At 34.9% G+C, this 23023-nt stretch carries 23 protein-coding genes; 20 read left to right on the top strand and 3 right to left on the bottom strand.

Annotated features, from left to right (window positions below):
• The first annotated feature begins 76 nt into the window (after positions 1-76).
• The 5 genes from A6J68_RS05010 (at position 77) to A6J68_RS05025 (ending at position 3436) form a co-directional block, all read left to right on the top strand.
• On the top strand, positions 77-1306 hold the full coding sequence (locus A6J68_RS05010; protein ID WP_001055321.1) for an ABC transporter permease: 1230 nt from the start codon (positions 77-79) through the stop codon (positions 1304-1306).
• Between the two features lie 9 nt (positions 1307-1315).
• Complete coding sequence (locus A6J68_RS05015) at positions 1316-2110, top strand: ABC transporter permease (protein ID WP_001869075.1); 795 nt, start codon at positions 1316-1318, stop codon at positions 2108-2110.
• Between the two features lie 100 nt (positions 2111-2210).
• Positions 2211-2339, top strand: coding sequence for a hypothetical protein (locus A6J68_RS11635; protein ID WP_000962057.1), 129 nt, complete (start codon positions 2211-2213; stop codon positions 2337-2339).
• A gap of 8 nt (positions 2340-2347) precedes the next feature.
• Complete coding sequence (locus A6J68_RS05020) at positions 2348-2668, top strand: hypothetical protein (RefSeq protein ID WP_001865677.1); 321 nt, start codon at positions 2348-2350, stop codon at positions 2666-2668.
• A 96-nt stretch (positions 2669-2764) separates the two neighbouring features.
• Positions 2765-3436: an ATP-binding cassette domain-containing protein gene (locus A6J68_RS05025; protein ID WP_000891267.1), complete on the top strand. Its 672-nt coding sequence runs from the start codon at positions 2765-2767 to the stop codon at positions 3434-3436.
• A gap of 56 nt (positions 3437-3492) precedes the next feature.
• Here A6J68_RS05025 and A6J68_RS05030 read toward each other — a convergent pair whose 3' ends face one another.
• The gene (locus tag A6J68_RS05030; RefSeq protein ID WP_000750933.1) at positions 3493-4938 is read right to left on the bottom strand and encodes an FAD/NAD(P)-binding protein; all 1446 of its coding nucleotides are present in this window, start codon (positions 4936-4938) and stop codon (positions 3493-3495) included.
• A 260-nt stretch (positions 4939-5198) separates the two neighbouring features.
• On the opposite strand from A6J68_RS05030, the gene A6J68_RS05035 reads away from it, so the two are divergent.
• The gene (locus A6J68_RS05035) at positions 5199-5984 is read left to right on the top strand and encodes a DNA/RNA non-specific endonuclease (RefSeq protein WP_000825431.1); all 786 of its coding nucleotides are present in this window, start codon (positions 5199-5201) and stop codon (positions 5982-5984) included.
• A 77-nt stretch (positions 5985-6061) separates the two neighbouring features.
• Here A6J68_RS05035 and A6J68_RS05040 read toward each other — a convergent pair whose 3' ends face one another.
• Positions 6062-6700 (bottom strand): VTT domain-containing protein, encoded by a 639-nt coding sequence (locus tag A6J68_RS05040; protein WP_000478531.1) that lies wholly within the window; start codon positions 6698-6700, stop codon positions 6062-6064.
• Between the two features lie 216 nt (positions 6701-6916).
• Here A6J68_RS05040 and A6J68_RS05045 point away from each other — a divergent pair, with 216 nt between their 5' ends.
• From A6J68_RS05045 to A6J68_RS05055, 3 genes are all read left to right on the top strand, one after another.
• Positions 6917-7573: an ATP-binding cassette domain-containing protein gene (locus A6J68_RS05045; RefSeq protein WP_000121094.1), complete on the top strand. Its 657-nt coding sequence runs from the start codon at positions 6917-6919 to the stop codon at positions 7571-7573.
• The gene (locus A6J68_RS05050) at positions 7570-8343 is read left to right on the top strand and encodes an ABC transporter permease (protein ID WP_000011926.1); all 774 of its coding nucleotides are present in this window, start codon (positions 7570-7572) and stop codon (positions 8341-8343) included. Before A6J68_RS05045 ends, A6J68_RS05050 begins: the two co-directional genes overlap by 4 nt.
• A 163-nt stretch (positions 8344-8506) precedes the next feature.
• Complete coding sequence (locus A6J68_RS05055; protein WP_000601007.1) at positions 8507-9325, top strand: hypothetical protein; 819 nt, start codon at positions 8507-8509, stop codon at positions 9323-9325.
• 36 nt (positions 9326-9361) lie between these two features.
• Here A6J68_RS05055 and A6J68_RS05060 read toward each other — a convergent pair whose 3' ends face one another.
• Positions 9362-10246 (bottom strand): LysR family transcriptional regulator, encoded by an 885-nt coding sequence (locus A6J68_RS05060; RefSeq protein WP_000354843.1) that lies wholly within the window; start codon positions 10244-10246, stop codon positions 9362-9364.
• Between the two features lie 192 nt (positions 10247-10438).
• Between A6J68_RS05060 and A6J68_RS05065 the strand changes: the two genes are divergently transcribed.
• From A6J68_RS05065 to A6J68_RS05120, 11 genes are all read left to right on the top strand, one after another.
• Positions 10439-11497 (top strand): PTS transporter subunit IIC, encoded by a 1059-nt coding sequence (locus A6J68_RS05065; protein ID WP_001286427.1) that lies wholly within the window; start codon positions 10439-10441, stop codon positions 11495-11497.
• A gap of 13 nt (positions 11498-11510) precedes the next feature.
• Positions 11511-12503 (top strand): D-lactate dehydrogenase, encoded by a 993-nt coding sequence (locus A6J68_RS05070; RefSeq protein WP_000770070.1) that lies wholly within the window; start codon positions 11511-11513, stop codon positions 12501-12503.
• A gap of 208 nt (positions 12504-12711) precedes the next feature.
• A complete protein-coding gene (locus tag A6J68_RS05075; RefSeq protein ID WP_070469325.1) occupies positions 12712-14262 on the top strand; it encodes an MFS transporter in 1551 nt (516 codons plus the stop codon).
• Positions 14263-14328: 66 nt separating this feature from the next.
• A complete protein-coding gene (locus A6J68_RS05080; RefSeq protein ID WP_001062640.1) occupies positions 14329-15354 on the top strand; it encodes a sugar kinase in 1026 nt (341 codons plus the stop codon).
• A 16-nt stretch (positions 15355-15370) separates the two neighbouring features.
• Complete coding sequence (uidA, locus tag A6J68_RS05085) at positions 15371-17170, top strand: beta-glucuronidase (RefSeq protein WP_000966715.1); 1800 nt, start codon at positions 15371-15373, stop codon at positions 17168-17170.
• Between the two features lie 28 nt (positions 17171-17198).
• Entirely contained in the window at positions 17199-17870 is a 672-nt protein-coding gene (locus A6J68_RS05090) for a FadR/GntR family transcriptional regulator (protein WP_000113632.1), read from the top strand.
• An 80-nt stretch (positions 17871-17950) separates the two neighbouring features.
• Complete coding sequence (locus A6J68_RS05100) at positions 17951-18604, top strand: bifunctional 4-hydroxy-2-oxoglutarate aldolase/2-dehydro-3-deoxy-phosphogluconate aldolase (RefSeq protein WP_370657098.1); 654 nt, start codon at positions 17951-17953, stop codon at positions 18602-18604.
• Between the two features lie 16 nt (positions 18605-18620).
• Entirely contained in the window at positions 18621-20021 is a 1401-nt protein-coding gene (gene uxaC / locus A6J68_RS05105) for a glucuronate isomerase (protein ID WP_000885295.1), read from the top strand.
• 17 nt (positions 20022-20038) lie between these two features.
• A complete protein-coding gene (uxuA, locus tag A6J68_RS05110) occupies positions 20039-21085 on the top strand; it encodes a mannonate dehydratase (protein ID WP_000426045.1) in 1047 nt (348 codons plus the stop codon).
• Positions 21086-21208: 123 nt separating this feature from the next.
• Positions 21209-22048 carry an SDR family oxidoreductase gene (locus tag A6J68_RS05115; protein WP_000047578.1) on the top strand — a complete coding sequence of 280 codons (840 nt, stop codon included), beginning with the start codon at positions 21209-21211 and terminating at the stop codon, positions 22046-22048.
• A gap of 152 nt (positions 22049-22200) precedes the next feature.
• Positions 22201-23013: an HAD family hydrolase gene (locus A6J68_RS05120; RefSeq protein ID WP_000228638.1), complete on the top strand. Its 813-nt coding sequence runs from the start codon at positions 22201-22203 to the stop codon at positions 23011-23013.
• Positions 23014-23023 lie beyond the last annotated feature (10 nt).

Raw genomic sequence — 23023 nt, forward strand, 5'->3', positions numbered from 1 at the left:
AGAAGTCGATAGAGAATATCTAACGACTTCTATCGTTATTCTAGAGATTATTAAGATAGAAAAAGGAGGGAAAATAGTGAACCTATGGACATTAAGTTTAGCTTATTTGAAACGTCAAAAAATGAAAACAGTAACCTTGTTCTTAGTTTTTCTAACTATAGGCACATGTTTAATCAGTCTGATGAGTATTCAGCATTCTTTGGAAAAAAATATCCTAACAAAACAAGGGAAAAGCATTTATTTAACCTCCAAAGAAAAGGCTTATTGGCCTGAACAAGCATACGAAGCTTTGAAAAAAGCAAAAATGGTTGAGTCAGTAGAGGCAAGTTTAAGCATTGATGTTGGTAGCCGTTTAAAATCTGTATCACCATATAACTCTTCTAAAGAAGAGAATCAAGTTACATTAGCAGGTTATCAAAGTACAGAAGATTTACGAGCTTTTCAGACAAAAGCATTGGTCTTAAAGAAAGGAAGCCATTTAGCGGCCGATAATACAAAACAAGTACTAGTTCCATTGAAGTTAGCACAAAAGAATCATTTAAGTGTGGGTAACAAATTGAGATTAGGCAAAGAAAATGTTACTATTGCAGGAATTTATGATGCGAATAGTGCTAAGTCTAAAAATACTTTTAATCCCAATATTGATAATACATTGATTGCTCAGGCAACATTGGTTAGGAAGATTAGTAAACAAAAAGGTTATCAGACGGTTGCAGTGCGCTTAAGTGATAAACGTTTAGTGGATACAGTTATCCAAAACATCAAACAATGGCCGCTTGATTTCGGGAAATTAGATGTTCAAACAGCTAAAGAGTTTTATGGAGATTCTTATCGTAATATCGAGACATTGCATCGTCTAGTGGGACGAATCATTCTTATTGTTAGTCTCGTGGCGATGGCAATATTAGTTGTCATGCTAACATTTTGGATTAATAACCGCATTAAAGAGACGGGAATTTTACTCGCTATCGGAAAAACTAAGTTTGAAATCATAGGTCATTATCTGATAGAAGTACTGTTAGTAGCAGGTGCTGCCTTCACACTATCTATTATTGGTGGTGTCTTTCTTGGAAAAACATTTGCAGCTGGCCTTTTATCACAAGTTAATGGTGGTGTGAGTTCACAAATTGTACAAAATAGTAGTCTAATTATTGATAGAATTGATAACCTCGCTGTTTCTGTTGGAGTAATGGATGTCTTTAGACTCTATGCTCAGGGTGCTTTAATTTGCTTATTTGCAGTTGTATTATCTAGTTATTCTATTCTTAAACTACAACCAAAGCAAATATTGTCACGAATGTCATAGGAGGTTAATATGAATTTATTTAAACGTTCCTTTTTATATGTTAGCCGTAAAAAGCGTAAGAGTATCACTTTATTCGTATGTTTATGGCTAGTTGCTTCTACATTAATTAGCGGTATTGCGGTAAAAAATGCTGGTCTTACTGCTAAGAAGACATTTTCAAGGCAAACTGGATCAATTTTGCATATTTCATCGGATAGTACTGACCTTGTTGGTGATGGTTACGGATCTGGAGAAATCCCTGAAAAAGCAATAGTTAACATAGCAAGTAATCCAAATGTTAAGCGCGTTAATAATAATTTGATGGCTTATGCTGGACTAACCTCGGAAAAAATGGTTACACGACCAAATGATAAAGAACAATATAAAGAACAAGTTTTACAAGTTCATGGTAATAGTTACTCCGATACAGATCCTAAATACACAGCGGGGATGATTTCTCTTAAGGGAGGGCGACATATCACGCCGAAAGATCAGCGAGTTATAATTGTTCATCAGGCTTTTGCGAAGACAAATCATCTTAAAGTTGGCGATAAGTTAATGTTTTCAAAAGACCCCGTTAGAAACAGTAAGGATAAAACATTAGTTGAAGCAACTATTGTTGGCATATATAAAGGTAAAACGGTACAAAAATCAAATTACCCTTATGAGATGCTAGAAAATACAGCCTTTTCAGATACGCAATTGATTAAGGATTTATACGGCTATTCTAAAGGTAAGGCCTTTTATCGCCAAACAACTGTATATCCTAAAAAGAATGCTGATATAGAAACTCTTAAAAGTTTTATCAAAAAACAATCCTATTGATTGGAATAAATATCAACTGACAATTACAGCAACCTTGCTAACAAGTTATGCAAAAAGTATAGATGTCTTGAATCAATTAATTACTTCTCTACAAGGCGGCATGTTAGTAGTATCTATTATCCTAGTGATGATGGCTCTGCTATTCTGGATTGGTGGTAGAACCCATGAGACAGGTATTTTATTAGCTATTGGTAAGTCTAAAGCAATTATCATTGTCAGTACGCAGTAGAAGTACTAATGATTGCTATTCCAGCCTTTGCTTTATCAGTACTTATCAGTCAATTTATTGGTCAAAAATTAGCAGACTCCTTAGTGTATCAGGCCTCTAGAACTGTCAGAGCAGACTTTATGAAAGGGTTTGGGAATATGCAGCTTGGGGCTGATAGTGATACAGATATGTTTATGCAAACGATTAAGACGTTAAATGTACAAGTGAAGCCTGAGGAAGTCTGGTTAGTAATTCTAGTTGGTTTAGCAATCGTCTTATTTGCTATTATTACTACTAGTTTAATTATTGCTCGCTACAAACCAAGGGGAATCTTATCAAAACTGTCCTAAAGTGCCATAAGTATACCGACCAATAGTGACATCTATATTAACGGTTAAAATGAATATGCTCTGCTATTGAATACATAGCTCAAGAAAGAGAAATCTATGCTCGAATTAAAAAATATTGCTTATCGTTATAAGGGGAACGACAATAAAACATTAGAAAATATCAATTATAGTTTTCAGTCAGGGGTATTTTATACTATATTAGGGAATTCTGGTTCAGGGAAAACAACCCTTCTATCCTTGATGGCAGGTCTTGATTCGCCTACTGAGGGACAAGTATTATTTAACAAAAAAGATATTAAAGAAGCAGGTTATGCTCAGCATCGCAAAAAGAATATAGCTTTGGTCTTTCAAAATTATAACCTTTTAGACTATCTAACCCCATTGGAAAATGTTCAGTTGGTAAAACCTACTGCAGATAAACAATTATTGTTGGATTTAGGTTTAAAAGAAGATATGTTAACGCGAAATATCTTGAGATTATCAGGAGGGCAACAACAACGTGTAGCTATTGCGAGAGCTTTGGTTGTAGGAACACCAGCTATTTTACTTGATGAACCTACGGGAAATTTAGATTTTGACATTGCGCGTGATATTACGATGCGTCTTAAAGATTTTGCGCATAAGGAAAAACGATGTGTTATTATGGTGACACATAGTAGAGAGATCGCTCATATGGCTGATACTGCTTTACAATTGATAGGAGATAACTTAAAAGAATTATCAAAAGAAAGTATAGCACAGTCTATATTACAACAAAGGAATTTATAATAAAAAAATACCTCCCTTTCTTAAATAATAAAAGAGGAGGTATTTTTTAGAAATGGTTATTTATTATCAGAAAAGGCTCGCTCTGCCATTTGTTGAATTTTAATTGTAGAGTTATTCTGATAAACGACACCATTAACCAGTGCACCATGCGCATATAAACCTGGCATTGGACCATATTTTGGAGACAAAACTTGTGCATTTTCAGTTAAAATAGTAATCCCTCCTTGATCGTCAATTTGACAAAATTCTTGATTGATGAGCGATTTTAGAAGTGGATTGGCTTTTGTCCAGTTTTTAGTGTTTAACTGGTAACCAGTAGCGTTAATGACGCGATCGACAGATATATGATTTTGTTTTTCTTTTTCTATTGAAAATCCTTCGTCATTTTTTGTAATTGTCTTGACGTTATTGATCAGAGAAAAAGTCCCTTTTTGTGCAGCTTTCAAAATTACTTTAGCAGATTCATCAGGCATAGGATTTCGCAAGTTAATAATCGCTTTTCCATAGAGTGCTTTATACTCTTTCTTATCTGATAATGACATGAGTGGCCAAAGGTCAGTTAACCAGACAGTGATTCGTGAAGCTAATTGTTGTAATAGATAGAGTTGCTTAGGGTATTTAAAGGCTAACTTGAGACCATCAATTCCTGGGGATAAAAAAGTTTCTGTTGTATTTTTCCAGTTTTTAAAGCCAAGATGCTCCAATTCGCCAGACATCAAATCATTAAAATCGGCAATAGTGAAGGTTTTTGAAGGATGTGATAGAAATGCTTTAAGGTTATCATTGGTAAAAAAGTGCCAAGTAAGTGGTAAATCATTAACAATACGGACGCTAGGGAAGTAGTTGGTTCTTGAAAATGCTTTAACAGAAGATTGTGTATTGAGTAGCAACCATTTTATAACATCAATTGCAGCTAGACCAGTCCCGATGATAGCAACTGTTTTTCCCTTCCAATTTTCCTGAGCCAAGTATTTGATAGGATAAGGGTCTTTGATATAATCGGTCTTCCCTTCCAAATGATAAGGTTCTATAACAGGCAGAGCACCACAAGCTAAGTGTAATTCATCAAATGTGACAGGAAAAAGCTTATCTTGAATATAGACTTGCCATTGTTGCTCATCTGATAAATAGTTTAGTTTATCCACTCTTGTTTTAATAACCGTGACAGGGAGTTTATCTAAAAGTAACTTAGTTCTTTCTGAAAGGTATTGTCCGTAAAGTGTCCTTGATACATAGGTTAGATTTGTGTCATAGTAATTTTCTTCTAACCAATCCATGAAGTCAGACATATGGCGATAATCAAATGAAATATCGTTGATTGGGGAATTGATTAAAGCTGAGTCAACGTCTTCTTGAAAAGGAATTCCTCGTCCAAAGTGGACAGTATCATCAAAACAAAAAATAGCTAACTGTTTTAACTCTTTCTCTTTTTTACGAGAAAGTGCTAGTAGAACAGCTAAACCACTAACTCCCATACCTATAATACCAATTGTTTTTTTCACAGAACAAGCCTCCTTACCACTATCATAGCATAAATTTTGATTTAAGTTAGGGGATGAACAAAGCTATTATTTGCAGATTTTCTAATTTAACGAGTAAATTAAATTTAAAGTAATATTAAATTAATATAAGATTAAATAAATGATTGACATGCTTAAATAATAGGCATATGATATGGTTGTGACAAAAGGAGAGCAATTAGCTAAAACGGATATCAATATGGTAGACGCTTGTTTAATGTAATTAGAAAGAGGTAAAGCTTATGAAAAGATTACATAAACTGTTTATAACCGTAATTGCTACATTAGGTATGTTGGGGGTAATGACCTTTGGTCTTCCAACGCAGCCGCAAAACGTAACGCCGATAGTACATGCTGATGTCAATTCATCTGTTGATACGAGCCAGGAATTTCAAAATAATTTAAAAAATGCTATTGGTAACCTACCATTTCAATATGTTAATGGTATTTATGAATTAAATAATAATCAGACAAATTTAAATGCTGATGTCAATGTTAAAGCGTATGTTCAAAATACAATTGACAATCAACAAAGACTATCAACTGCTAATGCAATGCTTGATAGAACCATTCGTCAATATCAAAATCGCAGAGATACCACTCTTCCCGATGCAAATTGGAAACCATTAGGTTGGCATCAAGTAGCTACTAATGACCATTATGGGCATGCAGTCGACAAGGGGCATTTAATTGCCTATGCTTTAGCTGGAAATTTCAAAGGTTGGGATGCTTCCGTGTCAAATCCTCAAAATGTTGTCACACAAACAGCTCATTCCAACCAATCAAATCAAAAAATCAATCGTGGACAAAATTATTATGAAAGCTTAGTTCGTAAGGCGGTTGACCAAAACAAACGTGTTCGTTACCGTGTAACTCCATTGTACCGTAATGATACTGATTTAGTTCCATTTGCAATGCACCTAGAAGCTAAATCACAAGATGGCACATTAGAATTTAATGTTGCTATTCCAAACACACAAGCATCATACACTATGGATTATGCAACAGGAGAAATAACACTAAATTAATAAAAGAGCAACTAATTGCTCTTTTTTTGTTGTCATTCTTAGTGATTAATAGTGTTAAATAGAAATTTTTGGATACATTACTTAGTGTTCCGATATGATTTGACACCAGAAATAAGGACAGGAATTAAGGTAACAAATACAATTCCCAAGATAATAAGCGAGAAGTGCTGCTTCACAAAAGGAATATTACCAAAGAGAAAACCAGAACCTGTTGCAATAACTGACCAAGATAATGCTGCAATGAAGGCGCGTTTGATAAATACTTTTGGAGGGAGCTGACTAATACTTGCTACAAAAGGAACAAAGGTTCTGATAATAGGGATATAGCGCCCTAAAATGATGGCAGCAGTACCTTTTTTCTCAAAATAAAGCTCAGCATCTCGGATATTTTTTTCTTTAATGAAACGACGAAAGAAAGGATGTTTGATAAAACGGTAACCAAATGTACGACCAATCAAGAAGTTGCAACTATCACCAATAAATGCTGCAATAAAGAAAATAATAAGAAAAGTTACAATATTGAAGGACATTTTTGGATTTGCAGCAAGGGCTCCAGCAGCAAATAATAAACTATCACCTGGTAAAAATGGAAAGATGACAGCCCCAGTTTCAACGAAAATAACGAGGAAGAGCAATAGATAGGTCCAATTACCAACAGTGTTAGCCATAGCATAGATATGAGTATCAATATGTAAAATAAAATCGATTAAAAACATAGGAGTCTCCTTTATTGATCAACTAAAGTGCAGAGACTTGGATGATAACTATCTTGTTTATAAGGCCTCTTACAAAGCCTATTTTATCAGAAAATTTTTAATAAGAGGTAAAATAAGTTTACTTATTAATTTAGAATTATTCTAAAGAGCTTTTTTTTGATTTTTATGTTAGACTTAATTATAATGATTATAAATAAGAAATAAAGGAGCTTAACAATGTCCTATTTAACCTTTAAACACGTTGATTTTAAAACGGATGATAAGTTGGTTTTAAATGATATCAACTTTGCAATTGATGAAGGTGATTTTGTTTCTATTGTAGGGCCATCTGGAAGTGGTAAGAGTACTGTATTAAAATTAGCCAGTGGTTTAATGAGTCCTACTGCAGGTCATATTTTCTTTGATGGAAAAGATTTGAACCAATTAGAACCGATTGAAAGTCGAAAAATGATTTCTTACTGTTTTCAAACGCCACATTTATTTGGTAATACAGTGGAAGACAATATTAGTTTTCCTTACCACATTCGACACGAAAAAGTAGATTATAGACGCGTTGATGATTTATTTCAACGTTTTGAAATGGACCAGTCTTACCTGAAACAGGATGTCAAAAAACTATCAGGAGGAGAAAAGCAACGTATTGCTCTGATTAGGCAATTATTGTTTGAACCTAAAGTTTTACTCTTAGATGAAGTTACTTCGGCTTTAGACAATCATAATAAAGCTATTGTTGAAAAGGTTATTAAATCATTACATGACAAAGGAATAACGATTTTGTGGATTACGCATGATGAGGAACAGAGTCGTCGATTTGCCAATAAAGTCTTAAAAGTTGTCAATGGTAGTATTGAAGCAATGGAGGTTATAAAATGAGCGGTGCAAATTCTATTTCTTTAATGTCATTACTAATGGCATCGTCATTAGTTTTGATTACTTTATTTTTTTCTTACTGGCAAAAGTTAAACCTAGAAAAAGAAGTGATTATTAGCGCTATCCGAGCAGTGATTCAATTATTAGCAGTGGGTTTTTTGCTAGACTATATATTTGGTTATCAAAATCCTATTTTCACAGCTCTTTTAATGCTATTCATGATTATTAATGCTTCTTATAACGCAGCTAAGCGTGGTAAAGGGATTAATAAAGGGTTTGTTATTTCATTTATAGCTATTGGGTCAGGGACTATAATCACTTTATCTGTCTTGATTTTTTCAGGAATTTTAAAATTTGTTCCGAATCAAATGATTCCTGTAGGTGGTATGATTATTAGTAATTCTATGGTAGCAATCGGTTTGTGCTATAAACAATTATTGTCCGAATTTAGAAGTAAACAAGAGGAAGTGGAGACAAAATTAGCTTTAGGAGCAGATATTTTGCCAGCTTCGATTGATATTATTCGTGATGTTATCAAAACTGGTATGGTACCTACAATTGATTCAGCTAAAACACTTGGGATTGTATCTTTGCCAGGAATGATGACAGGGTTAATTCTTGCTGGAACTTCACCTATCCAAGCGGTTAAATACCAAATGATGGTGACGTTTATGCTATTAGCAACGACTTCGATAGCTTCTTTTGTAGCTACTTATTTGGCTTATAAAATTTTCTTTAATAATCGTAAGCAATTAGTAGTAACAAAAGATTGATTCATTTTAATAAACAGTATGTTAGTCTGGTAAGTATAGTCCAGGCTTTTTTGGTATCTTAATCTTATTTTTGATCGAAAATTGACCAAGTTATTGAGTCGATTACGTTTAAATGCTACTATTTAATAGAAATTGTTGTAGGGATTATCAAAAGGAGGAAGAAATGATTTTAAAAATTTGTCGTGCAGCATATAGTTTACAATGGGGAGGTGTTTACCAATTAGCTTTGCTGGATTATCCTCGAATTAAGGCGTTTGAATTGGAAAGGATAGGAGCTTTCATAGCTTACGAGAAACAATATAAAAGAAAAACTGAGATACAATGTGACGATAAACATCTCCTCGCAAAAATTGTTCATTTTTTAAAATACAATAGTTTTACTTTTCCCTATATTCCCAAATATAGAGAAGCGGCAGCTACTTTTAATGAGGATGGTATTAGTTTAACTTCTGATTTTTTAAGCCATACATGTACGATTGAAACTGCAAAACTAATTTTTAAAGAAGGTAAAATCTTATCAGCAGTTAAAGCCTTTAATAAGCCTGCTGAAGTACTGGTAAAAGATAAGAGGAATGCTGCTGGAGACCCTAAAGATTACTTTGACTATGTGATGTTGAACTGGTCAAATACCAATTCTGGTTATCGTTTAGTAATGGAAAGATTGTTAGGCAAAGCACCATCTGAACAGGAGTTAACAGTAGGTTTTAAGCCAGGGGTCAGTTTTCATTTTACTTATCAAGATATCATCAATCATCCTGATTCTATTTTTGATGGTTATCATCCTGCTAAAATTAAAAATCAGCTTTCTTTAGCAGAACATTTAGTTGCATGTGTTATCCCAAAACATTATCAAGAAGATTATCAAAGCCTTGTGCCCAATGACTTGAAACACAGGGTTTATTATTTAGATTACTGTAACGAAACACTTTATGAGTGGAATCAAAAAGTTTATGATTTTCTTTGTCATTTGGAAAATAAATAAAACCAAAAAGTTTAAAACTTTTTGGTTTAACTGCTATTAATTGGTCTTTAAAAGACTTAAAAATTCTTCAATCATAGGACTAAAAGAAGTATCATTTCGGTAAGCAATACCAATCGGATAAAAATTATTTTTATCCTTAAGTGGGACCCAGCATAAATCTTGAACTTGGCTAATGCTTTCAAATTCACTTGGTAAAATAGTGACTGCATTGAGGTCTTGTAAACTATGAATAAGAACTTCCCAGTCATTGTGTTTAAAGACGATATGGGGGTCAAATCCTAAAGCACGACATTTACGAGGCAACATCTCTCCTAGCATATAATGTTCGTTGAGTGAGGCAACTTTATAATCTCTTAAATCATTAAGTTCAATTTCAGGAAGTGTTGCAAGAGGATGCGATTTTGGCATGACAATGCTTACTTTATATCCTTTAGTTGAGGTTTGCAGTGGTTCGATAGTGATATCATTGCGGGTACTTGGAAAGGACAATAAGCCAATATCGATCTTTCCTTTTGCTAACAATTCTTGTAATTTACGGGAACCATCTTGAATCAAAGATACTTCAACATTTGAATGTGTAGCCATAAAAGTTGAAATCTGTTTCATAAATTGAATAGCAAAAAGAGAAGTAAGCCCTACACGGACACCTTCCTTTTTTTCTTGATTTAATTGCTGGATCTCCGTAACCATTTGATTAACATTAGTCATCAACAATTGTCCTTTCTCATAGAGAATTTCTCCTGCTTCAGTTAAAGCGAGTTGACGACCATTTTGTAAGAATAAAATAGTATTTAATTCTGCTTCTAATTTTTTAATGGATTGTGAAAGTGTAGGTTGGGTCACAAAAAGACTTTTTGCAGCGCGTGAATAATTTTTTGCTTCTGCAACAGCAATAAAGTAAGTAAGTTGTCTAATATCCATAATATCTGTCCTTTTTTCTTAGTAATAGTATAGCACAAGTCTATCAATCTGACCTTTATGATTATTTCCACAATAATATTAGTAAAAGCTATACTTATATAATTTTTTCCAATTTTCCTTTTGCAAATAGCTATGATATAGTTAATATAGTTAGTGAAATCACAAACAATCATTATTAGTAGGAGGCATCTTATGTCGGATGTTGTCGAAAAACAAACAACTAAATCGTTTATAATGAACGTATTAAATGGTTTAGCTTTAGGGACTGTTATTGTCTTGATACCAGGAGCAATCCTTGGAGAATTAATGAAAGCTTTACTGCCAATGTGGAGCGGCTTTGCAACTTTAATCGCTGCAACAGCAGTTGCAACAAGTATGATGGGGCTTGTTATTGGTATTATGGTTGGTCTCAATTTTAAATTTAATCCCATTCAATCAGCATCACTAGGATTAGCGGTTATGTTTGCAGGTGGAGCTGCAACCTTCCTTAAAGGCGCTATTATGCTAAAAGGAACAGGCGATATCATTAACATGGGAATTACTGCTGCCTTAGGTGTCCTTTTGATCCAATTTTTATCTGACAAGACGAAATCATTCACTTTGATTGTCATTCCAACAGTAACACTCTTACTAGTTGGAGGAGTAGGTCATGTGTTATTACCTTATGTCAAAATGATTACCACCATGATTGGACAAGGGATTGCTTCATTACTTGGTTTACAACCTGTTTTGATGTCAATTTTAATTGCGATGATTTTCTGTTTCTTGATCGTATCTCCAATCACAACAGTTGGGATTGCTTTGGCAATTAGTTTGTCCGGAATTGGTTCTGGTGCTGCTAATTTAGGTATCTGTGCTGCTAGTTTTGGGCTTTGTATGGCTGGGTGGTCAGTCAATTCTAAGGGGACAGCCTTAGCGCATGTTTTAGGGTCTCCTAAGATTTCGATGGCTAATGTATTAGCAAAACCGAAGATTATGCTACCTATGATATCTTCAGCAGCAATACTAGGAATTCTCGGAGCTCTCTTTAATATTCAAGGAACACCAGCTAGTGCAGGTTTTGGTATCAGTGGTTTGATTGGACCGATTAATGCTCTTAATTTAGCAAAAGGTGGATGGTCAGTTATGAATATGTTATTGATAATTATAATATTTGTTGCTGCACCAATTATATTGAATTTTATTTTTAATTACCTCTTTATAAAAGTACTTAAAATTATTGATCCAATGGACTATAAATTAGATATTTAAGGAGATATTAGTGATGAAACTCAAAGTATTTAATGTTAGAGAAGAAGAAGCAACATTAGCACAAGATTGGGCAAACCGAAATCATGTGGAACTTTCTATGAGTGAAGGACCTTTGACATTGGAAACTGTTAATGAGGTAGAAGGTTTTGATGGGATTGCTAATGCACAGATTGAGCCTTTAGATGATGCTATTTATCCTCTTCTCAAAGAAATGGGAATTAAGCAAATCGCTCAGCGCAGTGCTGGTGTTGATATGTATAATCTTGAGTTAGCTAAGCAACATGGTATTATCATTAGCAATGTGCCAAGTTACTCACCGGAGTCTATTGCAGAATTTACAGTGACAATCGCTCTTAACCTTATTCGAAAAGTTGAGCTTATTAGAGCTAATGTTCGTGAACAGAATTTTTCATGGACCTTGCCAATTCGAGGACGAGTCCTAGGTAACATGACTGTGGCTATAATAGGAACTGGTCGCATTGGTCTAGCGACTGCTAAAATTTTTAAAGGGTTCGGATGTCGTGTTATTGGTTATGATATTTACCATAATCCAATGGCAGATGGTATCCTTGAGTATGTCAATTCGGTAGAAGAAGCTGTTGAAGAAGCTGATCTTGTGTCCTTACATATGCCACCAACTGCTGAAAATACGCATCTATTTAATTTAGATATGTTTAAACAGTTTAAAAAAGGTGCTATTTTAATGAATATGGCACGTGGAGCATTGGTGGAAACCAAAGATCTTCTTGAGGCTTTAGATCAAGGGCTTTTGGAGGGAGCTGGTATTGATACTTATGAATTTGAGGGGCCATATATACCTAAAAATTGTCAAGGTCAAGACATTTCAGACAAGGATTTCCTAAGACTGATTAACCATCCGAAAGTAATATACACTCCTCATGCGGCTTATTATACAGATGAAGCGGTCAAAAATCTAGTAGAGGGTGCCTTAAATGCTTGTGTAGAAGTGATTGAAACGGGAACAACTACTACGAAAGTCAACTAAAAGATGCTTAGGCATCTTTTTTTGTGGGGTAACAAAACATATGATGATTATGACCTTTAAAGCAAAAAAACATCTTATGTATTTATAGCTTGAAAGTCTTTTTTATAATAAAAAAAGATATTTTTTATAAAAATATTGAAAAAAAACATCAGATGAATAGTATTATTTAATCATAAAAGCGTTTACAAAATACAAGGAGGGTTCTCTCATGGAGAAAACAATGGATATGGAACAACGTGAAGAAGTTGTATCTTATAACCGAGCGAAAGTATGGCAGTTAGTTATGTTTGCCATGAACAATGCTTCTACAAATATATACTTATTTACGTTTATGTTTGTTACCTATTTCTCAACTGGCGTTCTTGGCTCGGCAGCCATTTTTGTCAGTCAAATTATGGGTTATATCCGTATTTTTGATGGTTTTATTGATCCAGCTATTGGTATTATGATTGATAAAACTGATACAAAATTTGGTAAGTATCGTCCTATTTTGATTATTGGGAACGTTATTACGGCTTTGTCATTGATTTTTCTTCTTGCATTGAGAGGTGTCGATGAAAATATTCGTTTCCCATTATTTATCCTTGTTCTAATTATCCATAAAATTGGATACTCAATGCAACAGACAATAACTAAAGCAGGGCAAACAGCACTGACAAATGACCCTAAGCAACGTCCTATTTTTAATATCGTTGATGCAGTTATGACAACATCATTAATGACAGGCGGTCAGTTTGTCGTTTCAGTTTTCTTAGTACCAAAATTTGGTAATTTTACACCTCAATTCTTCAATGTCCTTATTTTTGGAACAATTCTTATTTCAGCTATTTTAGCAATCGTTGCAATTATTGGGATTTGGGCAAAAGACAGAAAAGAATTCTTTGGTTTAGGAGAGAATACCCAAAAGACTGCTCTAAAAGATTACTGGAAGGTGTTGAAAGGAAATAAACCGCTTCAGATATTATCCATTGCTGCAGCTTTGGTAAAATTTGCCATCCAATTCTTTGGCGATTCCGTTGTTATGGTGCTATTGTTTGGTATTTTATTTGGTAATTATGCTTTATCAGGACAATTCTCACTTCTTTTCATTGTTCCTGGTGTTATTATTAATATTTTGTTCTCAACAATTGCTCGTAAAAAAGGTCTTCGTTTTTCATATGTCAGAGCAATTCAGATCGGTATGATTGGTTTACTTGCTTTTGGTGCAGTTCTTTACGTTGGTAAGCCTGGTGACCTTAGTTTAACAAGCCTAAATCTTTATACTATTTTATTTATCGTTACTAATATTATTGCGAGATACGCTTCACAAGCACCTGCTAGTTTAGTATTGACTATGGGAGCAGATATTTCTGACTATGAAACTTCTGAATCCGGTCGTTATGTATCAGGAATGATTGGAACTATCTTCTCCTTAACAGATTCGATTGCTTCTTCATTTGCTCCTATGGTAGTAGGTTTTGTGTTAGCAGGAATTGGATTTTCAAAATCATTTCCAACTATCGAAACACCACTGCCCCCTGATTTAAAAATGGCAGCTATTAGTATCCTTGTGGCCATTCCATTTATAACTTTGTCTATAGCTCTTCTTTTAATGAAATTTTACAAACTAGATAAAGAAGAAATGGTTCGTATTCAAGAGAAGATTCAAGTTATGAAAGCAGCAACTACTAAGGAACGTGCTAAAGATATTGCTCGTAATGTTCCTTTGACAGATATGGATTATGTTGATGTAACAAAATATCCTATTGATAAAGATTAAAAAGTTTAGCTGCTCTTCAATAGAGCAGCTATTTTGTTAAATAAGAGCTACCATTGGAGGATTCTTATGGCAAAAATTATTTCATTAGGTGAGGTTCTTTTGCGATTATCTCCACCTCAATATCACACACTGATGCAGGCTAATCACCTAAAATGCCAATTCGGTGGTTCAGAACTTAATGTCTTAGCAAGCCTTGCTCAACTAGGTTACCATGTAGGATTGGTCTCAGCTTTGCCTGATAATGATTTGGGCAAGATGGCAAGTCAATTTATATTGTCACAGCAAATTAGTCCAGCTGCTATAATTAAAAAAGAAGGACGACTAGGAATTTATTACTATGAACAAGGATTTTCGGTAAGAACAAATAAGGTTATCTACGATCGTAACTATTCATCTTTTTGGGAAAGTACCTTGAGTGATTATGATTTTACTTCTATTTTTAAGGGAGTGGATTGGTTTCATGTTTCTGGAATTACTCCAGCACTAACCAAGGACTTATATGAGGTGACTCGGTTCCTTATGACAAAAGCTAAAGAAGGAGGTGTAAAAGTATCGATTGATCTCAATTTTCGTGAGAGTTTATGGTCATCTTTTCAAGAGGCACGTGAGCAATTATCGCCACTATTAGGATTATTAGATGTTTGCTTTGGCTTAGAGCCGATTTATTTAGCTGGCGAAAGTGAAGATTTAAAAGATGAGTTGGGCTTATCCAGACCTTACCTTGATATTGAATTACTTGAAAAGATAACCCAAAAGATTGTCCAAGAATATGGGTTAGACTATATTGCCTTTACTCAAAGGGAAATGGAATATACTAATCAGTATATGTTAAAATCATATTTGTATCATAATAATATGTTATATCAAACTGATAAAACTGGCGTTGAAGTATTAGATCGTGTGGGGACAGGAGATGCCTTTGCTGCAGGTTTAATTCATGCGCTTCTGGAAAAAGAAACTCCTCAAAGGGCCTTAGAAATAGCTATGGCTACATTTAAATACAAACATACCATTCAAGGAGATATCAATATCATGACACGAGATGATATTGCTTACCTCATTGAAAAAGAAACAAATGATATTAAACGATAGTGTAAAAGGAGAGTGTATGTTATATCCATTATTGACAAAAACAAGAAATACTTATGATTTAGGCGGTATTTGGAACTTTAAATTAGGAGAACATAATCCAAATGAATTACTACCTTCAGATGAAGTCATGGTTATCCCGACTTCATTTAATGATTTGATGGTAAGTAAAGAAAAACGTGATTATATAGGTGATTTTTGGTATGAAAAAGTCATTGAAGTACCTAAAGTATCAGAGGATGAAGAGATGGTGCTGCGTTTTGGCTCAGTGACACATCAAGCTAAAATTTATGTTGACGGTGTATTGGTAGGAGAGCATAAGGGAGGTTTTACTCCTTTTGAAGTTCTTGTTCCTGAATGTAAGTATAATAATGAGAAAATTAAGGTATCAATTTGTGCTAATAACGTTTTAGACTATACCACGCTTCCGGTCGGAAATTATAGTGAAATCATTCAAGAAGATGGTAGCATTAAGAAGAAAGTACGTGAGAATTTTGATTTCTTCAATTATGCAGGTGTGCATCGTCCTCTTAAGTTGATGATACGTCCTAAAAATCATATTTTTGATATTACAATTACAAGTCGTCTATCAGATGATTTACAGTCAGCAGATTTACATTTTTTAGTGGAGACTAATCAAAAGGTTGACGAAGTTAGAATTAGCGTTTTTGATGAAGATAACAAACTAGTGGGTGAAACGAAGGATAGCAGATTATTTCTTAGTGATGTCCATCTTTGGGAAGTTTTAAATGCCTATCTGTACACAGCGCGTGTTGAAATTTTTGTTGATAATCAACTCCAAGATGTCTATGAGGAAAATTTTGGTCTTAGAGAAATAGAAGTGACAAATGGTCAATTCCTATTGAATCGCAAACCTATTTATTTTAAAGGATTTGGTAAACATGAAGATACGTTCATTAATGGCAGAGGTTTGAATGAAGCTGCTAACTTAATGGATTTGAATCTTTTGAAGGATATGGGGGCAAACTCTTTTAGAACATCCCATTATCCTTATTCTGAAGAAATGATGCGTTTAGCAGATCGAATGGGAGTGTTAGTGATAGATGAGGTTCCAGCAGTAGGGTTATTTCAAAATTTTAACGCTTCCTTAGATTTGTCACCAAAAGATAATGGTACGTGGAATTTGATGCAAACAAAAGCGGCGCATGAACAAGCTATCCAAGAATTAGTGAAGCGTGATAAAAATCATCCTAGCGTCGTGATGTGGGTAGTCGCTAACGAACCGGCTAGTCATGAAGCGGGAGCACATGATTATTTTGAGCCATTAGTAAAACTTTATAAAGATTTAGACCCTCAAAAACGTCCTGTCACCTTGGTTAATATTTTAATGGCAACCCCAGATAGAGACCAAGTGATGGACCTGGTTGATGTTGTCTGCCTTAATCGTTACTATGGTTGGTACGTTGACCACGGTGATTTAACAAATGCAGAAGTAGGTATAAGAAAAGAGTTATTAGAATGGCAAGATAAATTTCCTGACAAACCAATTATCATAACGGAGTATGGCGCTGATACGTTACCGGGATTACATTCTACTTGGAATATTCCATATACAGAAGAATTTCAATGTGATTTTTATGAAATGAGTCATCGTGTTTTTGATGGTATTCCTAATTTAGTTGGTGAGCAAGTCTGGAATTTTGCAGACTTTGAAACTAATCTGATGATACTTCGTGTACAGGGGAATCACAAAGGTCTCTTTTCAAGGAATCGCCAGCCGAAACAAGTCGTCAAAGAATTTAAAAAACGCTGGATGACTATTCCTCATTACCATAATAAAAAAAATAGTGTAAAATAGGGGTAGTTATTTTAGAAGAGGTGATGATATGGCTAGACCCTTAGTAGAACAAACAGCAGATCGTCTATTGCATTTAATTTTAGAAAGAGAATACCCTGTTGGTGCTAAGCTCCCCAATGAATATGAATTAGCAGAAGATCTAGATGTTGGTCGCAGCACAATCCGAGAAGCAGTCAGAAGTTTAGCAACGCGTAATATTTTAGAAGTCAGACAGGGCTCTGGAACATATATTAGTTCTAAAAAGGGTGTTTCTGAGGATCCATTAGGGTTCTCTCTAATAAAGGACACAGATAGGTTGACATCAGATCTCTTTGAACTACGCCTTTTATTGGAACCTCGAATAGCAGAGCTGGTAGCTTATAGAATTACAGATGATCAGTTACAATTACTCGAAAAGCTTGTTGGAGATATTGAAGATGCTGTTCACGCAGGCGATCCGAAACATTTACTTTTAGACGTGGAATTTCATTCCATGCTAGCTAAATACAGTGGTAATATTGCAATGGATAGCCTTTTGCCAGTCATCAACCAGTCAATTCATCTGATAAATGCGAATTATACAAATCGTCAGATGAAGTCGGATAGTTTAGAAGCACATAGAGAAATTATCAAAGCAATCCGAGAAAAAAATCCAGTAGCTGCACATGATGCTATGCTTATGCATATCATGAGTGTTAGACGTTCAGCGTTGAAAGCTTAATATAAGAAGAAAAATAGCTATTCTTGAATAGCTATTTTTTTAGTATTCTTCTTGACAATTCATCAGATGACTTATATAATATAGTTAAAGATAACGGTTACATTTTGGGAGGTATTATGTTAAATCAATTGAAAAACAACTATTTCTTTGCTGTTATTCGAGGGAAATCATCTGAGGATGCGCTCGAAATCGCAAAGCATGCTATTTTGGGTGGTATTCGGAATATTGAAGTAACTTTTTCGACTCCTGAAGCAAGCAAAGTCATCAAACAATTATCAGATGACTTTAAAAATAATAAAGAAATTATTGTGGGGGCCGGAACGGTCATGACAACTGAACTTGCTAAAGAGGCTATTGATGCTGGAGCTAAATTTTTGGTTAGCCCACACTTTGATTCAGATATTGCTAATTTAGCTAATGAAAACAAGGTTTATTATTTCCCAGGCTGTGCAACGGCAACAGAAATCGTGGTAGCTAGAAAGTATAAATGTCAGATTATAAAGCTTTTTCCAGGTGGAGTTGTGGGTCCAGGTTTTATCAAAGATATTCATGGTCCTATTCCAGATGTTGATTTAATGCCATCAGGTGGCGTCTCTGTTTCAAATGTAGTTGAATGGAGAAAAGCAGGAGCAGTTGCGGTTGGTGTTGGCTCAGCATTATCTAGTAAAGTAGCCACAGAAGGCTATGATAGTGTTACTAAAATAGCTAAACAGTTTGTTTCTGCACTTGATTAGTGAGTAAGAGAAGAATATGGCGTTTAATACTGAAACATTTATGTTAAAAAATCAAGCAGCTATACAGCTGTATGAAGAGGTCAAGAGACAACCTATTTTTGATTATCATTGCCACTTAGATCCAAAGGACATTTTTGAAGATCATATTTTTGATAATATTGTGGATTTGTGGCTTGGTGGTGACCACTATAAATGGCGTCTTATGAGGGCTAATGGTATTTCTGAAGCAGAAATTACAGGTCCAGCATCCAACCTTGAGAAATTTAAAGCATTTGCTAGAACACTAGAAAGAGCATACGGTAATCCTGTTTATCATTGGTCTGCTATGGAATTGAAAAATATCTTTGGTGTTAATGAGATTTTGACAGAATCAAATGCTGAGGAAATTTATCATCGTTTAAATCATTTCTTGAAAGAGCATAAAATAAGTCCTAGACGTTTAATTGCAGATAGCAAAGTTATGTTTATTGGTACTACAGACCACCCTCTTGATACTCTCGAGTGGCATAAAAAGTTGGCTGCTGATGAGAGTTTTAAAACAGTTGTTGCTCCGACATTTAGGCCAGATGAAGCTTTTATTGAACATCGACATTTTGTTGATTTTATTACTAAACTGGGTGACATTACTCAAAAAGAGATTACAGATTTTTCAACATTTATAGCAGCAATGGAAGAACGCATTGCGTATTTTGCTCAAAATGGTTGTAGGGCTAGCGATATCAGTTTTACGGAAATCGTCTTTGAACAAACTGATGAATTGGAGTTGAACGATTTATTTAATAAAGTTTGTGAAGGCTATATCCCAAATCAATCAGAAATCAGCAAATGGCAAACAGCTGTTTTTATGGAACTTTGCCGATTATATAAAAAATATGGTTTTGTAACACAGGTGCATTTTGGAGCTTTGAGAAATAATCATTCTACTATTTTTGAAAAATTGGGAGCTGACGTGGGTGTGGATTCACTTGGTGACCAAGTGGCTTTAACTGTTAATATGAACCGTTTATTGGATTCCTTGGTTAAAAAAGATAGTCTGCCTAAAATGATTTGGTATAATCTCAATCCAGCTTACAATATAGCAGTAGCTAACACTTTGGCAAATTTTCAAGCTAACGAACTTGGAGTGAGATCTTACCTTCAATTTGGTGCAGGTTGGTGGTTTGCAGATACTAAATTAGGGATGATTAGTCAAATGAATGCCTTAGCAGAGCAAGGCATGTTGGCGAATTTTATTGGTATGTTAACAGATTCTAGAAGTTTTCTATCTTATCAACGTCATGACTATTTTCGACGTATTTTATGTACCTACTTAGGAGAATGGATTGAAGAAGGAGAAGTTCCAGAAGATTATCAAGCTTTAGGAAGTATGGCTAAAGACATCGCTTATCAAAATGCAGTTAATTATTTTAAGAACTAAAAAGGAAGAGTGAAATCATGGAAATGTCATTTAGGTGGTATGGTGAAGACGACCCCGTTACTTTAGAAAATATTGGTCAAATTCCAACAATGAAAGGGATTGTTACAGCGATATACGATGTACCAGTAGGAGAAGTTTGGTCACGTGAGCGCATTCAACAGCTGAAAGAAAAGGTAGAGGCAGCAGGGCTTAAAATTTCGGTTATCGAATCAGTACCTGTTCATGAAGATATCAAATTGGGACGTCCAACACGTGATCTCTTGATTGATAATTATATTCAAACCGTCAAAAATTTGGCTGCGGAAGGTATTGATACTATTTGTTATAATTTTATGCCAGTATTTGACTGGACACGCACTGATTTAGCATATCAATATCCAGATGGTTCCACAGCTTTGATATTTGATGAGACGGTTTCTAAAAAAATGGATCCAGTAAACGGTGAATTATCTTTGCCAGGATGGGATGCCAGCTATAGTAAAGAAGAAATGAAGGCTATCATGGATGCCTATGCTGAAATTGATGAGGAAAAACTTTGGGAAAATCTCACTTATTTTATTAAACGTATTATTCCTGAAGCGGAAGCCGTAGGCGTTAAAATGGCCATTCATCCGGATGACCCACCATATTCTATTTTTGGTTTACCTCGCATTATTACTGGGTTAGAGGCTATTGAGCGTTTTGTGAAATTGTACGATAGTAAAAGTAATGGCATCACTTTATGTGTGGGTTCTTACGCTTCTGATCCCCAGAATGATGTTTTAGAGATTTCGCGACGTGCTTTTGAGTTAGATCGTGTAAACTTTGTTCATGCTCGCAATATTAAATTAGGTGATGGAAAGTCATTTAAAGAATCGGCTCATCCATCAGAATACGGGTCAATAGACATGTATGAAGTTATTAAGTTATGCCATGAATTTGGGTTTGAGGGTGCTATTCGACCTGACCACGGGCGTATGATTTGGGGAGAAACAGGTCGTCCAGGATATGGCCTATACGATAGAGCTTTAGGAGCCACTTACGTTTCTGGTTTATACGAAGCTGTGATTAAAGGTTCAAAATAAGGCGATGCTTCCAAATTTCTCCTGTTCCAATCTCCTGAAAGAGAAATTTGGAAAGTTATTATCATAATATGATTGTACTTAGCTAAGAGTAGAATACTTATAGAAGTTAATGAGAGGAATAAGATGTCAAAAACAATTACATTTACCAATAAAGTTGTCGTCATAACAGGTGCAGGCGGTGTTCTCTGTGGTTATATGGCTAAAGAATTTGCGAAAGCAGGCGCTAAAGTGGCATTATTAGATTTGAATCAAGAAGCTGCTCAAACATTTGCTGATGAAATTGTAGAAGAAGGTGGTATCGCTAAGGCTTATAAAGCTAACGTTTTGTCTAAAGAAAACCTTGAAGAAGTGCATCAAGCCGTTTTAGAGGATCTTGGACCAACTGATATTTTAGTTAATGGTGCAGGAGGCAACAATCCTAAAGCTACAACTGATAATGAATTTCACGAATTAGACTTACCTTCAGAAACAAAAACCTTCTTTGAGTTAGATGAAGCTGGTATTAGCTTTGTTTTTAACTTAAATTATTTAGGAACATTATTGCCAACGCAAGTATTTGCCCAAGATATGGTTGGACGTGAAGGAGCGAATATTATTAATATCTCTTCAATGAATGCTTTCACCCCTCTGACCAAAATACCAGCTTATTCTGGAGCTAAAGCAGCTATTAGTAACTTCACACAATGGCTAGCTGTTCATTTCTCAAAAGTTGGTATCCGTTGTAATGCTATTGCACCTGGTTTCTTGGTAACAAATCAGAACCGAAGCTTGTTATTTACTGAGGACGGTCAGCCAACTGCGCGTGCTGAGAAAATTCTTAATAATACACCAATGGGAAGATTTGGAGAAGCAAGTGAGCTGATTGGCGGATTGTTCTTTTTAGCAGATGAAAAATCATCAAGTTTTGTTAATGGCGTTGTCCTTCCGATTGATGGTGGATTTGCTGCTTACTCTGGTGTTTAATTTACAAGATAATAGCCACTTAACACATAAGAGATTATTGAGTTGAGTGGTTTTTTAAGGAAATTTGTTTAATGATCTTACCACTAAATGATGGGTAGGTTGCTAATTGGAAAATCCTCATAAGTTAGATAAATTTAGAAACTGGAGATAATATGGTAGATACAAATCACAAAATCGCTTTTTGCATAGATTCTGATGGTTGCGCAATGGATACAATGACATATAAGCATCAACTCTTTTTTGGTCCAATTGCTGCAGATATATTTGGGATATCAGAACAAGAAAGAACAAGTTTTTTAAAAGAGTGGGATAGAGTCAATCTTTATTCAAGAACTCGTGGAGTTAATCGGTTTGTGGGATTGGTTATGGGCCTTGAGTTTGCCGGAGTAGAACATATTGATAAATTAAAAGAATGGGTCGAAACAACAGACTCATTGTCCAATAATTCCTTAGAGTTAGCGCTTGCCAACGATTTTAGTAGAGATTTAGAGAAGGCTTTAGAATGGTCCAATGAAGTGAATCGCCAAATCAAAAATTATGAGGGAGATTCTTTAGCGTTTTCAGGTGTGTTAGAAAGTTTAGAACGATTAAGTCAATTTGGTAATGTTTATGTCGTGAGTTCTGCTAACAAGGAAGCTGTTTGGCAAGAGTGGGAAGAACAGGGATTGCTAAAGTATGTTGATGATATCTATTGTCAAGATAGAGGTAAAAAAGAAGATGTTATCGCCACTTTAATTGCAAGTGGTTACTGCCGTGAAACTATTTTGATGGTAGGAGATTCCCTGGGTGATCTGGCTGCAGCAGAACAAAATGGTATTGCATTTTACCCAGTACTTGTTGGTAAGGAAGTCAAATCATGGGAAATTCTTAGAGAAGATATTGGTGAAGCTTTTGCAAAAGGTCAATTCGAACAGCAAAGGCAAAAAGAATCTATTAATACCTTTTGGGCTAATTTAGATAACTAATAGAAAGGAT

The organism is Streptococcus sp. 'group B', from assembly GCF_002073795.1.
Taxonomy (GTDB): domain Bacteria; phylum Bacillota; class Bacilli; order Lactobacillales; family Streptococcaceae; genus Streptococcus; species Streptococcus agalactiae.

What these genes read in the sequence shown, in the direction of transcription:
- A6J68_RS05015 (WP_001869075.1), top strand. Translation starts at nt 1,316, where the DNA reads ATGAATTTATTTAAACGTTCCTTTTTATATGTTAGCCGTAAAAAGCGT.
- A6J68_RS11635 (WP_000962057.1), top strand. Translation starts at nt 2,211, where the DNA reads ATGTTAGTAGTATCTATTATCCTAGTGATGATGGCTCTGCTATTCTGG.
- A6J68_RS05020 (WP_001865677.1), top strand. Translation starts at nt 2,348, where the DNA reads ATGATTGCTATTCCAGCCTTTGCTTTATCAGTACTTATCAGTCAATTT.
- A6J68_RS05025 (WP_000891267.1), top strand. Translation starts at nt 2,765, where the DNA reads ATGCTCGAATTAAAAAATATTGCTTATCGTTATAAGGGGAACGACAAT.
- A6J68_RS05035 (WP_000825431.1), top strand. Translation starts at nt 5,199, where the DNA reads ATGAAAAGATTACATAAACTGTTTATAACCGTAATTGCTACATTAGGT.
- A6J68_RS05040 (WP_000478531.1), bottom strand. Translation starts at nt 6,700, where the DNA reads ATGTTTTTAATCGATTTTATTTTACATATTGATACTCATATCTATGCT.
- A6J68_RS05045 (WP_000121094.1), top strand. Translation starts at nt 6,917, where the DNA reads ATGTCCTATTTAACCTTTAAACACGTTGATTTTAAAACGGATGATAAG.
- A6J68_RS05050 (WP_000011926.1), top strand. Translation starts at nt 7,570, where the DNA reads ATGAGCGGTGCAAATTCTATTTCTTTAATGTCATTACTAATGGCATCG.
- A6J68_RS05055 (WP_000601007.1), top strand. Translation starts at nt 8,507, where the DNA reads ATGATTTTAAAAATTTGTCGTGCAGCATATAGTTTACAATGGGGAGGT.
- A6J68_RS05060 (WP_000354843.1), bottom strand. Translation starts at nt 10,246, where the DNA reads ATGGATATTAGACAACTTACTTACTTTATTGCTGTTGCAGAAGCAAAA.
- A6J68_RS05065 (WP_001286427.1), top strand. Translation starts at nt 10,439, where the DNA reads ATGTCGGATGTTGTCGAAAAACAAACAACTAAATCGTTTATAATGAAC.
- A6J68_RS05070 (WP_000770070.1), top strand. Translation starts at nt 11,511, where the DNA reads ATGAAACTCAAAGTATTTAATGTTAGAGAAGAAGAAGCAACATTAGCA.
- A6J68_RS05075 (WP_070469325.1), top strand. Translation starts at nt 12,712, where the DNA reads ATGGAGAAAACAATGGATATGGAACAACGTGAAGAAGTTGTATCTTAT.
- A6J68_RS05080 (WP_001062640.1), top strand. Translation starts at nt 14,329, where the DNA reads ATGGCAAAAATTATTTCATTAGGTGAGGTTCTTTTGCGATTATCTCCA.
- uidA (WP_000966715.1), top strand. Translation starts at nt 15,371, where the DNA reads ATGTTATATCCATTATTGACAAAAACAAGAAATACTTATGATTTAGGC.
- A6J68_RS05090 (WP_000113632.1), top strand. Translation starts at nt 17,199, where the DNA reads ATGGCTAGACCCTTAGTAGAACAAACAGCAGATCGTCTATTGCATTTA.
- uxaC (WP_000885295.1), top strand. Translation starts at nt 18,621, where the DNA reads ATGGCGTTTAATACTGAAACATTTATGTTAAAAAATCAAGCAGCTATA.
- uxuA (WP_000426045.1), top strand. Translation starts at nt 20,039, where the DNA reads ATGGAAATGTCATTTAGGTGGTATGGTGAAGACGACCCCGTTACTTTA.
- A6J68_RS05115 (WP_000047578.1), top strand. Translation starts at nt 21,209, where the DNA reads ATGTCAAAAACAATTACATTTACCAATAAAGTTGTCGTCATAACAGGT.
- A6J68_RS05120 (WP_000228638.1), top strand. Translation starts at nt 22,201, where the DNA reads ATGGTAGATACAAATCACAAAATCGCTTTTTGCATAGATTCTGATGGT.